Source organism: Salipaludibacillus daqingensis, assembly GCF_029891575.1.
GTDB lineage: Bacteria > Bacillota > Bacilli > Bacillales > Salisediminibacteriaceae > Salipaludibacillus > Salipaludibacillus daqingensis.
Map to the genome: position 1 here is coordinate 149,828 of NZ_JARZHF010000009.1, position 13,423 is coordinate 163,250.

13 protein-coding genes are annotated in these 13,423 nt (G+C 36.9%); 9 read left to right on the plus strand and 4 right to left on the minus strand.

From position 1 onward, the window contains the following. The first annotated feature begins 276 nt into the window (after positions 1-276). On the plus strand, positions 277-1,305 hold the full coding sequence (locus QDN89_RS17305; RefSeq protein WP_280771418.1) for a LacI family DNA-binding transcriptional regulator: 1,029 nt from the start codon (positions 277-279) through the stop codon (positions 1,303-1,305). A 70-nt stretch (positions 1,306-1,375) separates the two neighbouring features. On the opposite strand, the gene QDN89_RS17310 is transcribed toward QDN89_RS17305, so the two are convergent. Then, entirely contained in the window at positions 1,376-1,579 is a 204-nt protein-coding gene (locus tag QDN89_RS17310; RefSeq protein WP_280771419.1) for a YwbE family protein, read from the minus strand. Positions 1,580-1,730: 151 nt separating this feature from the next. Here QDN89_RS17310 and QDN89_RS17315 point away from each other — a divergent pair, with 151 nt between their 5' ends. After that, the gene (locus tag QDN89_RS17315; protein WP_280771420.1) at positions 1,731-2,528 is read left to right on the plus strand and encodes a YihY/virulence factor BrkB family protein; all 798 of its coding nucleotides are present in this window, start codon (positions 1,731-1,733) and stop codon (positions 2,526-2,528) included. Between the two features lie 71 nt (positions 2,529-2,599). On the opposite strand, the gene trhA is transcribed toward QDN89_RS17315, so the two are convergent. Beyond that, positions 2,600-3,247: a PAQR family membrane homeostasis protein TrhA gene (gene trhA, locus QDN89_RS17320; protein WP_280771421.1), complete on the minus strand. Its 648-nt coding sequence runs from the start codon at positions 3,245-3,247 to the stop codon at positions 2,600-2,602. 172 nt (positions 3,248-3,419) lie between these two features. On the opposite strand from trhA, the gene QDN89_RS17325 reads away from it, so the two are divergent. After that, positions 3,420-3,992 carry a DUF1836 domain-containing protein gene (locus QDN89_RS17325; RefSeq protein WP_280771422.1) on the plus strand — a complete coding sequence of 191 codons (573 nt, stop codon included), beginning with the start codon at positions 3,420-3,422 and terminating at the stop codon, positions 3,990-3,992. A 114-nt stretch (positions 3,993-4,106) separates the two neighbouring features. Then, entirely contained in the window at positions 4,107-4,451 is a 345-nt protein-coding gene (locus tag QDN89_RS17330; protein ID WP_280771423.1) for a hypothetical protein, read from the plus strand. Positions 4,452-4,552: 101 nt separating this feature from the next. Here QDN89_RS17330 and QDN89_RS17335 read toward each other — a convergent pair whose 3' ends face one another. Further along, complete coding sequence (locus tag QDN89_RS17335; RefSeq protein WP_280771526.1) at positions 4,553-5,152, minus strand: trimeric intracellular cation channel family protein; 600 nt, start codon at positions 5,150-5,152, stop codon at positions 4,553-4,555. A 220-nt stretch (positions 5,153-5,372) separates the two neighbouring features. Between QDN89_RS17335 and QDN89_RS17340 the strand changes: the two genes are divergently transcribed. Further along, complete coding sequence (locus QDN89_RS17340) at positions 5,373-5,573, plus strand: DUF2188 domain-containing protein (protein WP_425335419.1); 201 nt, start codon at positions 5,373-5,375, stop codon at positions 5,571-5,573. A 42-nt stretch (positions 5,574-5,615) separates the two neighbouring features. Here QDN89_RS17340 and QDN89_RS17345 read toward each other — a convergent pair whose 3' ends face one another. Continuing rightward, a complete protein-coding gene (locus QDN89_RS17345) occupies positions 5,616-6,344 on the minus strand; it encodes a class I SAM-dependent methyltransferase (RefSeq protein ID WP_280771424.1) in 729 nt (242 codons plus the stop codon). A 478-nt stretch (positions 6,345-6,822) separates the two neighbouring features. Between QDN89_RS17345 and QDN89_RS17350 the strand changes: the two genes are divergently transcribed. The 4 genes from QDN89_RS17350 (at position 6,823) to nasC (ending at position 13,421) form a co-directional block, all read left to right on the plus strand. Continuing rightward, positions 6,823-8,361, plus strand: coding sequence for a NarK family nitrate/nitrite MFS transporter (locus QDN89_RS17350; protein WP_280771425.1), 1,539 nt, complete (start codon positions 6,823-6,825; stop codon positions 8,359-8,361). 86 nt (positions 8,362-8,447) lie between these two features. Beyond that, complete coding sequence (gene nirB / locus QDN89_RS17355) at positions 8,448-10,880, plus strand: nitrite reductase large subunit NirB (RefSeq protein ID WP_280771426.1); 2,433 nt, start codon at positions 8,448-8,450, stop codon at positions 10,878-10,880. Positions 10,881-10,895: 15 nt separating this feature from the next. Next, complete coding sequence (nirD, locus tag QDN89_RS17360) at positions 10,896-11,219, plus strand: nitrite reductase small subunit NirD (RefSeq protein ID WP_280771427.1); 324 nt, start codon at positions 10,896-10,898, stop codon at positions 11,217-11,219. A 30-nt stretch (positions 11,220-11,249) separates the two neighbouring features. Next, entirely contained in the window at positions 11,250-13,421 is a 2,172-nt protein-coding gene (gene nasC / locus QDN89_RS17365) for an assimilatory nitrate reductase catalytic subunit NasC (protein ID WP_280771428.1), read from the plus strand. Positions 13,422-13,423 lie beyond the last annotated feature (2 nt).

Here is a 13,423-nt window from a genome sequence, read left to right on the forward strand (position 1 = left end):
TTATTCCCCCTTCTGATTAAACGTTTAATCAACATTCATACTAACAGTTAAATAAATTATTTGCAATCGTTTTCATTATTTTTTTCTAACTGAATTTCAACTGCTACATACTTAATTAGTGAAATTGGTTCATGAAAGGATGATATTTTTAAGACAAGGCAAGTTGTTCTACTCATGTGGGTCACATTTATAATTACTGTTTCAGGAATTTTTAACTTTTAATACGTCGTTTTAGTATAATAACACTAAGGAATGTAATTGAAGGAAGTGATTTGATTGGAAAAACCAAGTATTAAAGATGTCGCAGAAAAAGCTGGAGTCTCCATTGCGACCGTTTCAAATGTCGTAAACAAGAAAGGACGCGTTTCAGAGAAAATGATAGACCGTGTTCAATCGATTATTTCTGAAATGGGTTATTCCCCTAATATTTCTGCTCGTGGATTGAAACAACAGCAAAGTTATCTTATAGGTGTCATTGTTCCATTTCAACAACAAGATGGAAACCTACAAGATAATCCTTTTTATTGGAATCTCGTTTCCGGTATTGAGCTTGGTGCAAGAAATGAAAAGTTTCACGTTATATTATCCGGAATAAATGAAGAAAATGCTGATGCACTGGATTTTGTGAAAGACCGCCATCTTGACGGTTTAGTTATTGTTGGTACGTACGAAGATTCCCCTATTACTCAAAAAATCAATCAGCTAAATATTCCTTGTGTTTATATTGACAGTTATTTGAAAGACAAAAATTGTTATGAGGTCTATCTTGACGATGAAAAGGGGGCTTACGAAGGAACAAAGTATTTATTAAATCATGGCCATCAAAATATTGCTGTTATAAGTGGTGAACTAGAAGGTGGTGTCACAACTGCTAGACTGAGAGGTCATATAGATGCTTTGAATAAAAATGGCTTATTATTCTCAGAAGAAAATCATATTGTGGCACCTGTATCCATAGAAGGTGGTTTACATACTGCAAATCAAATACTCGCTTTAAAGGATATTTCTGCTATATTTTGCTTCTCCGACGTCACAGCCTTTGGAGTCATGAAAGGATTGCATGATTTAGGTGTGAATATTCCTGAAGATTTATCCATTATGGGGTTTGACGATTTGTATTTTTCAAAGTACTTGTCTCCTCCACTAACTACAATCTCTCAAGATATTATTTTAAAAGGGAAAACTGCTACAGAGTTATTAATTGGACAAATCGATCATAAAGTAAACATAGAAAGAAAAAATACGATACCTATTAAAATCATGGAACGCAACAGTATTAAACCATTTAATGACAAACTAATTTGATAATAAAATATCCGCAAGCCTAAGTCAGCTTGCGGATACGTTTATTTATTCGAATTTCTCTTGTGTAGATTTACTCTTCTCTTTTATGGATATTCTTTACACGACCAACTTGGCCGTCTTGCAGACGAACTTTTATTCCATGAGGGTGATTCGACGATTTTGTTAAAAGGTCTTTCACAGTCCCTCTCGTTAGCTTCCCACTTCTCTGATCTTGTTTTAAAACGATATCAACTTCTAGCCCAGGTTTGATATTGTTTCTGTTTTGTCCGTTCATAAAGGTTTCCTCTCTTCCTAATTTACATCTATCGTGCAGTTTCCATTAATTCTTAAATAAATGATTCTTCATTAAACTTTACGGGAATGATGAGATAAAAACAAGGAAACTTTTCATTATCTTACTAATCATAGTCCAAGGAGGTTCCCATTTGCTTAAATTACTCATGAAACGTTTCAAAGAACATAGCTTAATCGACTTAGCTGCTCAATGTGCCTATTTCTTTTTGCTATCATTATTTCCTTTTCTTCTTTTTATCATCAGCCTTTTAACTTTTTTACCTTTTTCATTCAATGATGTCTACAACTTGTTACAAGAAGCTTATGTACCAAGTGACGTTCTTGAAGTAATTGAAGGGCAATGGGAGCTTTTGACGAATCAGCAAAGCACTGGAGTTTTATCATTTGGGCTTCTCTTTACTCTATGGACGGCGTCGCTAGCGTTGAATTCTATTCTTCGTGCTTTAAACTTGGCATATAACGTCACAGAAAGAAGAGGGATGGTTCTTGGTAGATTGATCTCCATTGCATTAACTATTGGGATGTTTGCAGTAATCATTGTCGCTCTTAGCTTACAAGTCGTCGGATCCTTTATGAAAGACTACTTGATCGTCGATTTTGTCATCTTTAATCTAGACTTACTTCGCTGGATGTTAAGTTCCGCGATTATATTCACTATCTTACTTATTCTTTATTTAGTAGGTCCTTACATGCGACTTAAAATCAGAGAAGTATATATCGGTGCTATCTTTGCCACCATCGGCTGGCAATTAACGTCTTTTGGGTTTTCTATCTATTTAAATCGATTTGCTGATTTCTCTGCCACTTATGGAACCATTGGAACGGTTATAGCTTTGATGGTTTGGTTTCATCTTTCCTCCATCATTATTCTACTAGGAGGAGAAATCAATGCGATTTTAAAAGAAGATGTGGTTAGAAAAGTAAGATGACGAAAAAGGCGGAAGTTTCCCTTCTGCCTTTTTTTATCTTTAGATTAAGATGAACCAAATCAATTTTTTAGTTATAACACATAGAAAAAGACACTTAAAAAATGTGCAAAACTTCCTAACAAAATAAAGATATGAAAAATCTCATGAAATCCTAAATGTTTCATCTGAAGCCAACGAGGTTTTAATCCGTAAATAACGCCTCCAATAGTATATAAAACACCGCCTACAATAAGCAACAATAGTCCTTCAGCTTCCAGTACGCCGGATAATGGAGAAATGAAAAAAATGACAAGCCAACCCATAGCAATATAAATTGACGTTGAAAGCCACCTTGGACAATCAAACCAAACCATTTTAAAAATAACTCCCATCATTGCCAATGTTGAAATGATTCCAAATAACACCCATCCCGTCACACCATTTAAAGCGATTAAACAAAAAGGAGTGTACGTTCCTGCAATTAATATATAAATCATCGAATGATCCATTTTTCTAAAAAACGCAATAACCCTGTCGCTTGCCATTACCATGTGATACGTTGCAGAAGCAGCGTAGAGAAGAATTAAGCTTAATCCGAAGATAATGACAGCTGTCAGATCTAAAGGTGCCGCCCCTTCCATCGATACTTTTACAACCATTGCAAGAAGTGCTGCAAACGAAAGAATTGCTCCCGCTAAATGAGTCAAACCGTTTATTGGCTCACGGATAAATGTGTTCAAAGTAAATCCCCCTATGATGATAAGTAGTTTTAATAACTACTTATAATGATATAGTAACGATATCTAATAGTCAACGTTTACGACAAAATGAATTAAGGTTATAATGACATGTGTGAACGTCTCAGTTAGATAAAGTAAAAATCATTTATCGATGAAACAACGGAGGTTTTATATGAAATCATTAACAGAGTTAATCCCAACGATGCAGTTGGAACAAAAAATAACAATGGAAGATATTCCAGATTTAGATTTATATATGGATCAAGTTATTCAATTATTTGATCGCACATTTCAAAACGCAAAACGAAACGATAAAGAAAAAATCATCACAAAGACAATGATTAATAATTATGCTAAGGGAGGACTTCTCCCTCCAATAAAAAACAAGCGCTATTCAAAAGAGCACGTGATGCTTATCAGCCTCATATTTGAGTTAAAGGGTGCCCTGTCGATTAACGATATTAAAAAAACACTCCAACATATTAACGATAAAACTTCCTCAGATGAATATGGCGTCGATGACTTTTATAAGCGTTATTTAAACATCGCATCTGAAAATGCTTCGTCTTTTGTAAAAGAAACAAACGAGCATACGAAAATCATTACAGAAGAAGTAAAAAGGATGGAAGGAGATGAGTACGTCCAACAGGTGCTTATGATCCTCTCTATGATAACGATGAGTAATTTTTATCGAAAATCAGCAGAAAAGCTTATTGATGAGTTGCCCTCAATAAGTGAAATATAGTATTTCCGTGTCAGTATGTTTAAAATAGTCAAAAAGTATGGATAGCCTTGAATATTACTCCTTATCCATTTAACATGGAAGTATAAGTCATTTCCCAAAAGGAGTGGATTTAATTTGGGAAACACAATTATTCAAATTAACCCTTACGACAAAAGATTGAACGTTAAAATTGAAGGATCATTGTTAGCCGGTGACGATCAGGAGTTTTATTCAGAATATAAAAAAGAGATCACTCTTATTCCAACGTCAGAATTTACTGTTGAAGTAGACTGCACTGATTTATATGTCGACGATCTGTCTCAAATGTTGCTATTGGAAAATATATATCATGCATTGAAATCAGAAGATTTTAAGCAAGTTCTATTTATTTTTAAGCAAAGCTCACATTTAAACAATCGTTTGTTTGTTGATTTTATTAATAAACATCAACTACCTGAAGACCAATTAAAAGCGGTCTAAACGAAACCTTTCAAACGATTGTTTGATTAAAACATCCATAAACGAAAAGCAGCAGCGGACAATTAATCCGTTGCTGCTTTTTATATAAAAAATCTCAACTATTAAATTTGTCTATTGGGCAATCTCCATCCAAAGTAAACAGAACATAGTCTTAGGATTACGACAAGGACAACGATCATTATTAGTTCTACAGGTCCTGTTAGCCAACCAAGTCCTACGACGATGCCAGGGATTAACGTCCATGCGATGTAAATTTCTTTTTGTAGAAATAATGGTTTCCGTCCAGCCAACACATCACGAATCATTCCCCCTCCTGTTCCCGTAAGAGCCGCAGCAGCAATACAAGCACTTAGTGGATGCCCCATAGAGTAAGCATATAGCGCTCCTTGAACGGAAAAAGCACCTAACCCTATTGCATCAAAAAAGACACCTCTTCGAAGCAAAGTCCAGCGGACTATTTTTGGAAACACAAACGCCAATGTCATGACTAAAAAAGCAACCGTAAACAAAGTCCCTTGTTCCCAAAGCTCCGAAACAGGTACCCCTATTAGCAAATTCCGAACGGCCCCTCCTCCAAAAGCGGTAATAAAACCTAATATATAGACACCCATTAAATCGTATCGTTCTTCCATTGCTACTAATACACCACTTAAAGCAAATGCGATTGTACCGATTCCGTTTAATATTTCCCACACAACGATAGCCTTCTTTCTTTCACTATTTATTTTTTTATAAATCTCATACCGACTAATCAAAATACTGTTTAATTCTAGAGGAGTACTTAGAAATGATCAAGCCTTTAATATCATTTGAACAGAATAAGCGAAATACATTTAATAGGGAATTCAATGTTTATCTTGAAAGCGAGGTGGGAATGGCCACAGTATAGTTTCAATCAATAAAAATAAGGAGTGCTCCATAATGAAAAAATATTCCGTAAGACCAAATAAAGATGCAGACGCATGGTTTCTGAAAATAGAGGACGTAGCACCACAGCAAGATTTTGATAAAATGGATGAAGCAATAGAAGCCGGAGAAAAAGTGGCTGAAGAAAATAAGCCCAGCAAATTAACTATTTATAACCACTTAAACGAAGTAGTAGATGAAAAGACATTTGGTTAAACAATGAAACCTGACCTCTTTGAACTCGAGGTCAGGTTTTTTTTATTCTTTAGTTAATACCGCTACCAAAGCTGGTGAATTCGTCGTAAACTCCCCCATATGAAAATTACCGAAAATATTATATTTTTGAAAGGCAGATGACTCTAAGATAGAAACAAAGCTATCTTTCGTTAGCGGACTTAGTGGTGTCTCGCTCTCAAGTACGTCAGACATCGCTTCATTTTCAATTGTTAATCTCATTCGAAAACGAAAATGATCGTCCTCTGCTTTATAAAATCGCTCAAAAATAAGTCCTTTCTCCTTATTTTCTATGGTCGGTAATTGATTTATCTTTTGCGAATAAATCCGATCGTAATTAACGACCTGGATAATGAAAACGCCATTTTTATTTAATTTTTCATAGGCTGTATTTAACAACCTGATCATCTTTTGTCTATTTTGAAGATGAACAAAGGAGTTTCCGATACAATAAATACCATCAAAACCTGCTTCAGGTGCTTCCCCTAATAAATTCATATCCATTTTTTTAATAACGAGTGGTAAATTTCTTAATTTTATTTTAGATTTCATTATTTCAACCATCTGATCATTCAAATCTGTTGCTGTAACTTCGTATCCAGCTTTTGCTAGCTCAATGGCTTCCTCCCCTGTTCCTGCAGCTAAATCCAGCAGACGAGTCCCTTTTACCTTTTTCTTAATTAGCTGAATCGCTTTTTCATTCGTTTGAAATATATCATCGTAATAGCTACTTAAAGCTGTATAAAAGTCCATCGTAATCTCCCCCTTCTCTTCATTTCACTACAAAGACAATAATATCGCAGTGAGCTTGCTCACTCAATCTATAGAAGTTTAACAAACATTTTATGAGCTTTCATGATCTTTTATCCAATAACCATATTAATGAGACATTAGGCTTCACAACAAAATTTAATTTAGATAGTCTACATAGCCAACAAAACAAATATAAACGGAGATAGAATTATGCCTTAAATAAGTAAGCGCTATCACCATGTATAGAAGCGCAATTACTTCACTTAAAATGTTGAATTAATTGCCTTTTTATGCGATTTTACCTGTTAAATAATCTTACAAAAATCCTTTATTTTTGAAAATTCTGTGACATACTCGCCACTAACAAACAAATATTTGAAATAAATCTTTTTGCGTTAAATAATTTGAAAATAATGAATAAACAAACATTTCAACGTACGATCAATTATCTTTTAACTATTTGAAGGAGGATCTATCATTGAAAGTTTCTGCTATCTTTAAATTTAAAAACGAACAGATGAAAGTATTGCACTTAACATGGCTTGCTTTTTTCATTTCATTCTTCACCTGGTTTAATATGGCTCCTTTGGCAACAACAATGATCGAAACAAGTGATTGGATGACCGGAGAACATATTGCAGCCCTCGGGATTATGAATGTCGCTTTAACAATCCCTGCAAGAATTGTTATTGGGATGCTACTTGATCGATTTGGTCCAAGAGTCGTTTATTCAGGATTACTTATCGTCATGTCCATTCCGACATTCATGTTTGCTTTCGGGGATTCATGGACACAGATGATGATCTCAAGGTTATTGTTAAGTAGTATCGGCGCAGGGTTTGTAGTCGGTATTCGCATGGTATCTGAATGGTTCCCACCAAAAGATGTTGGCTTTGCTGAAGGCATTTATGGAGGGTGGGGAAATTTCGGATCCGCAGCTGCTGCAATGCTACTTCCATGGTTTGCCTTAACCATGTTCGGTGGGGAAGAAGGTTGGAGATATGCTGTCGCTTTAACCGGTGTATTTTGTCTCGTATACGGAGTCATCTATTACTTAGCAGTGCGTGATACTCCTAAAGGAAAAACATTCATAAAATCTAAAAAAGCTGGTGCCATGGAAGTAAGTACTTGGAAAGATATGATTTGGTTGATTATTTGGACGATTCCTCTAGGAGGAGCGTTAGCCGTTCTCGCTTGGAGAGTTGCCAGTATGGGATTCATTTCAACTTCCATCTTATATCTTACTTATACAGTGATTGGAATTACAATGGTTTATCAACTTTACAAAATTCTAGCCGTTAATGTTCCCATTTTGAAAAAAGGGGTTCCAGACGATGACAAATATAGCTTTAAAAATGTTGCCGCATTAAACAGTACGTATTTTGCAAACTTCGGTGCAGAACTAGCAATTATTTCAATGCTACCAATGTTTTTTCAACTAACATTTTCATTAACACCAACATCAGCTGGGCTTATCGCTGCTTCATTTGCATTTATCAACCTAGTTGCCCGTCCTCTTGGAGGTGTCTTATCTGACAGAATGGGAAGTCGAAAGAAAGTTATGTTGATTTACATGGTAGGGATTACTATCGGGTTAGCGATGATGGGATTCATTGATTCTGGTTGGCCGCTTATATTAGCGATCGTCGTCACCGTTTTAACTTCTGTATTTGTTCAAGGCGCTGAAGGAGCAACCTTTGCTATGATTCCAATGGTAAAGAAAAGAATCACTGGTCAAGTTGCCGGCATGGCTGGCGCTTACGGGAATGTCGGAGCCACATTGTATTTAACTCTTTATACGCTCGTAACGCCACAGACATTTTTCTTCGTTTTAGCAGGGGGAGCATTACTTAGCTTTCTCGCATGTTATTTCTGGTTAGACGAGCCAGAGAACGCTTTTAGTAACGATTATTACGAATCATCAGTTGATAGAGCACAAGCAGAATCAGAATCTACAAATGAATTAAAGAAAGTCGCATCAGCATCGATGGTTAACTATTCAACTAAAACCAAGTAAATACATGAAGTTACTTTGAATACGCATCGTTATTTTAACCCTTTACCATCTTTAAATCAGTATTTTAATAAATAGGAGGAGTTATCATGGCTAAAAGAAAGTTAATTCTTATTGGAAATGGAATGGCAGGTGTCAGATGTTTGGAAGAGATCTTGAAAGAAGATCCCAACAGATTTGAAATAACCGTTTTCGGGACAGAACCTCACCCAAACTATAATCGAATCATGTTGTCATCCGTACTACAAGGAGACACAACGATTGATGACATTATTCTAAACAGCTATGAATGGTATGAACAACATGGCATCAAACTTTTCACGGGAGAAACTGTTGAGAAAATAAACACGGAAGATAAACTACTTTACACAGATAAAGACAGAGAAGTATCCTATGATGACCTTATTATAGCAACGGGATCTAATCCTTTCATGCTCCCATTGCCTGGAGCTGATAAAGAAGGTGTTATTGCGTTTCGAAACATTGAAGATTGTGAACAAATGATACGTTCATCAAAGAAGTATGAACGAGCTGTTGTTATCGGCGGTGGTTTACTTGGACTTGAAGCTGCAAGAGGATTGCTAAACCTTGGAATGGAAGTCGATGTCGTTCACATCATGGATCAATTAATGGAGCGTCAACTTGATGCAACTGCCGGAACGATGTTACAAGAAGAGTTGGAAAAACAAGGAATGAATTTCCTTATGGGTTATCAAACGGAAGCGATATTAGGCGCAGGAAGAGTTAAAAAAGTTTCCTTTAAAAATGCCAAACCTGTAAAAGCAGATCTTGTTGTCATGGCCGTTGGGATCAAACCAAATGTCGCCCTTGCAAAAGAGTCAGGGATAAAAACAAACCGCGGTATTGTTGTCGATGATTACATGCAAACGAGCGCACCTGATGTTTATTCCCTCGGTGAGTGTGCTGAGCACAGAGAAATGGTTTATGGGCTTGTCGCACCACTTTGGGATCAAGGAAAAGCACTCGCTAAAAAGATATGCGAAATAGATGCCGGAGATGGTTATCAAGGATCGATTCTCTCTACGAAATTAAAAGTAAGTGGTGTAGACGTATTCTCTGCTGGTGAATTCGCTGATAATCCAAATACGAAAGCCATTCGAGTGCAAGATGAGTTTGAAGGGCTTTATAAAAAAGTGGTCGTTCGTGACAACAAAGTTGTCGGAGCCGTTCTATTCGGTGATACGAGTGAAGGAACAAGACTGCTGAGTATGATCAATAACGAAACGGACATTTCTGAAATGAGCAAAGTGACGATCTTCCAATCAACAGGTCAAGGTGCTGAAAGTGGTGTTGCTGAAATGGCTGATAGTGATCAGATTTGTGGCTGTAATGGTGTCTCAAAAGGAGATATCGTCACCGCTATTCAAGAACAAAACTTAACAACTGTTTCTGAAGTAAGAGGTTGTACAAATGCTTCAAGATCTTGCGGTACATGCGCTGGTCTCGTTGGAGATTTACTGGAACATACTCTCGGTGATGAATTTGAAATTGTTGATGAGAAAGCTACCGTCTGCGATTGTACAGACTTGACTCATGAAGAAGTCGTAGCCGAAATTCGCGAAAAAGGTCTTACTCATACCAGGGAAGTCATGAATGTGTTGGATTGGAGCTCAGATGAAGGTTGCTCAAAATGTCGTCCAGCACTTAATTATTATTTAGGAATGGTACACCCAATGGAACATGAAGATGAAAAGGAATCAAGGTTTGTAAACGAAAGAATGCACGCAAACATTCAGAAAAATGGAACATACTCCGTCGTTCCAAGGATGTATGGCGGCGTTACGAACTCAAAAGATTTAAGAAGAATTGCAGATGTTGCTGATAAATATGACGTCCCATTGCTTAAAGTCACTGGTGGCCAACGCATTGATATGCTTGGTATCAAAAAAGAAGATGTTCCCAATGTTTGGAAAGACTTAGATATGCCTTCTGGTTACGCCTACGGTAAGGCAATTCGAACGGTTAAAACGTGTGTTGGTAAAGATTTTTGTAGATTTGGAACACAAGATGCAATCGGTCTAGGTATCGCGATCGAAAAGAAATTCGAAAAACTAAACACCCCTCATAAAGTAAAAATGGCAGTTTCGGCATGTCCAAGAAACTGCGCAGAAGGGGGTATCAAGGATGTTGGTGTAGTTGGTGTTGAAGGTTCTTGGGAAATCTACGTTGGTGGAAACGGTGGCATTACCTTAAGAGCAGCTGAGTTGTTATGTACCGTTATTACTGGCGAAGAAGTATTAGAAGTCATTGCCGCCTACCTTCAATTCTATAGGGAGAATGCCAGGTATTTAGAAAGAACATCCCATTGGTTAGAGCGAGTTGGCTTAGACTATATCAAATCAGTTATTTTAGATGATGAGCAAGAAAAACAAAAGTTGGCCAATCGAATGGAAATTGCTCTTTCTAATCTTAAAGAGCCTTGGAGCGAAATTATTAATGATGAAAAACAAAAGAATGACCTTTTTGAAAATTATAAAGCCACAGCTGTTGCTCAAAAGTAGAAAGGGGTAAAACAAATGAGTAAAGCAATAGAAACACAGTTAATCAAAGTCGCAAATGTCGATGAAATTCCGAATCAAGTTGGGAAAGAAGTCATTATTGATAACTTGGAAATTGCCATTTTTAGATTAAGTAGTGGAAAATTCAAAGCTGTTGAAAACAAGTGCCCACACAAACAAGGTCCGTTATCAGAAGGCATTGTCAGCGGAGAATTTGTCTTCTGTCCGTTACATGATTGGAAAATTGACTTGACGAGCGGTGACGTTCAAAAACCTGATGATGGTTGTGTTCGAACGTATCACGTTGAAGTAAGGAATAATGAAGTTTTTATAAAAATATAAAGCATTCTCGTAACTAAAGGTGTGATATCTATGAGTGATTTTCTAAACCATTTTCGATCAAAAGAGTTACAACAAAGCACGGAAAAAGTCATGCCGGCAGTTTGCCCTTACTGTAGTGTTCAATGTTCTATGGAGTTATTAGAACAAACAGCGATTACAACAAGAAAATTTAAACCAAAACCATCTAAAAATGATCCTACTTCTGGTGGAAGAATGTGCATTAAAGGGGCAAACGCTCATCAACATGTCTATCACCAAGACCGAGTGACAAGACCTATGCTGAAAATGGATGGAGAGTTTATTTCTGTCCCTTGGAAAGTGGCTATTGAATTTATTACTATCCAGTTCCAATCCATTCAAGCACACGATGGCCAAGATGCCCTTGGTGTTTATGGTGGCGGATCCCTTACAAATGAAGAAACATATCTCTTAGGAAAATTTGCTAGAATGGCTTTAAAAACAAAACATATCGATTATAATGGACGGTTCTGCATGAGTGCTTCCTCATTGGCATCCAATGCAGCACTCGGCATAGACCGTGGCTTAACGAATAGCCTTTCAGAAATTCCCGATGCAAAATGTATTATCTTAGCTGGAACCAACATCGCAGATTGCCAACCTACAATTATTCCTTATTTTCGAAAAGCCAAAAAAAACGGTGCATATATCATTGTCATTGACCCTAGAGAAACCACTACAGCAAAATTGGCGGATCTTCATTTAAAAGTGAAGCCAGGTACCGACGCTCATCTGGCCAATGGTATGTTAAAAGTTCTATTTGATGAGAACTATGTCGATGAACATTTTATGGAGTCGCGCACCGATGGTTATCTAGAAGTTGAGAAACAAGTCGAATCCATCGACTTGCAAGAAATATCTGATATTACTGGCGTAAATGTAGATGATTTGAAAGAGGCTTCACGACAATACGGTCAAGCAGAAAACGGTTTTCTATTCACTGCTCGAGGGGTTGAACAACATTCGAACGGCTACGAAAATGTTCGACAGTTTATTAACCTTGTTCTTGCAACAGGAAAAATCGGCCGCTATGCCGCTGGATATGGTTCTATTACTGGTCAAGGAAATGGCCAAGGTGGAAGAGAACACGGTCAGAAAGCTGACCAACTTCCTGGTTATCGTTCCATTGAAAACGTTGAAGACAGAAAATTTATATCAGATTTATGGGGATTGAAAGAATCCGAATTACCTCGAAAAGGCGTATCGGCGTTTGAACTCATTGAAAAAATTGACCGACAAGAAATAACAGGGTTATTCGTTATGGGTTCAAACCCAGTTGTATCAAACCCCGACTCTATTTTTGTAGAAAAGGCATTAAAGAAATTGAAGTATTTAGTCGTTGTCGATATGTTTATTTCTGAAACAGCTCAATTAGCTGATCTGATCCTCCCTACTTCTTCATATTTAGAAGACACCGGGACGATGACAAACTTAGAAGGAAGAGTCGTTCTAAGAAGAGGTGAACGACAACCTCCTAAGGACGTAAAGCATGATTGGGAAATACTAGCAATGATCGCTTCAGCATTAGGATATGAAAAAGCTTTTTCTTATTCATCAGCTGAAGACATATTTGAAGAACTACGTCTAGCAACCAAGGGAGCTAAAGCAGATTATTCAGGAATTTCTTATAAACGACTAGATCAAGAGGGAATATTTTGGCCTTGTCCAAACGAAGGACATCCCGGAACAAATCGTTTGTTTGATCAGTCTTTTGCTCATGAGAATGAGCGCGCCCTCTTTTATCCTTTGCAAGGAAAAAAACAGTCGTCCATGACAACGGTAGAGCATCCTCTTCTTTTAACGACTGGAAGAGTAATGGAGCATTATTTAACTGGTGTTCAAACCCGTCGGAGTCCAGATCTTAATAAACGATATCCTGAACCGCTATTAGAAATACACCCTGAGACAGGGGCACAATATAACATTTCAGATGGGGAAATTTTTCAATTAAGTTCCACTAGAGGATCCATGATTATTCGAAGTAAATTCACAGACCAAATACGTAAAGATACGATATTTGCTCCTTTTCACTGGGGAAATTCTCAATCCATTAATCGAGTTACAAAGGGAAAGTTAGATCCATATTGCAAAATGCCTGAATTCAAACTTACTGCTGTTTCTATTACTCCATTAGTAAGAAACTCAAGTAAAAATCCAGAAGAATCCGTTAGTATGAAACGATAAAT

Excerpts from the sequence above, each read along its gene's own strand:
- QDN89_RS17310 (WP_280771419.1), bottom strand. The coding sequence starts at position 1,579 with ATGAACGGACAAAACAGAAACAATATCAAACCTGGGCTAGAAGTTGAT.
- QDN89_RS17325 (WP_280771422.1), top strand. The coding sequence starts at position 3,420 with ATGAAATCATTAACAGAGTTAATCCCAACGATGCAGTTGGAACAAAAA.
- QDN89_RS17340 (WP_425335419.1), top strand. The coding sequence starts at position 5,373 with ATGAAAAAATATTCCGTAAGACCAAATAAAGATGCAGACGCATGGTTT.
- QDN89_RS17345 (WP_280771424.1), bottom strand. The coding sequence starts at position 6,344 with ATGGACTTTTATACAGCTTTAAGTAGCTATTACGATGATATATTTCAA.
- nirB (WP_280771426.1), top strand. The coding sequence starts at position 8,448 with ATGGCTAAAAGAAAGTTAATTCTTATTGGAAATGGAATGGCAGGTGTC.
- nirD (WP_280771427.1), top strand. The coding sequence starts at position 10,896 with ATGAGTAAAGCAATAGAAACACAGTTAATCAAAGTCGCAAATGTCGAT.
- nasC (WP_280771428.1), top strand. The coding sequence starts at position 11,250 with ATGAGTGATTTTCTAAACCATTTTCGATCAAAAGAGTTACAACAAAGC.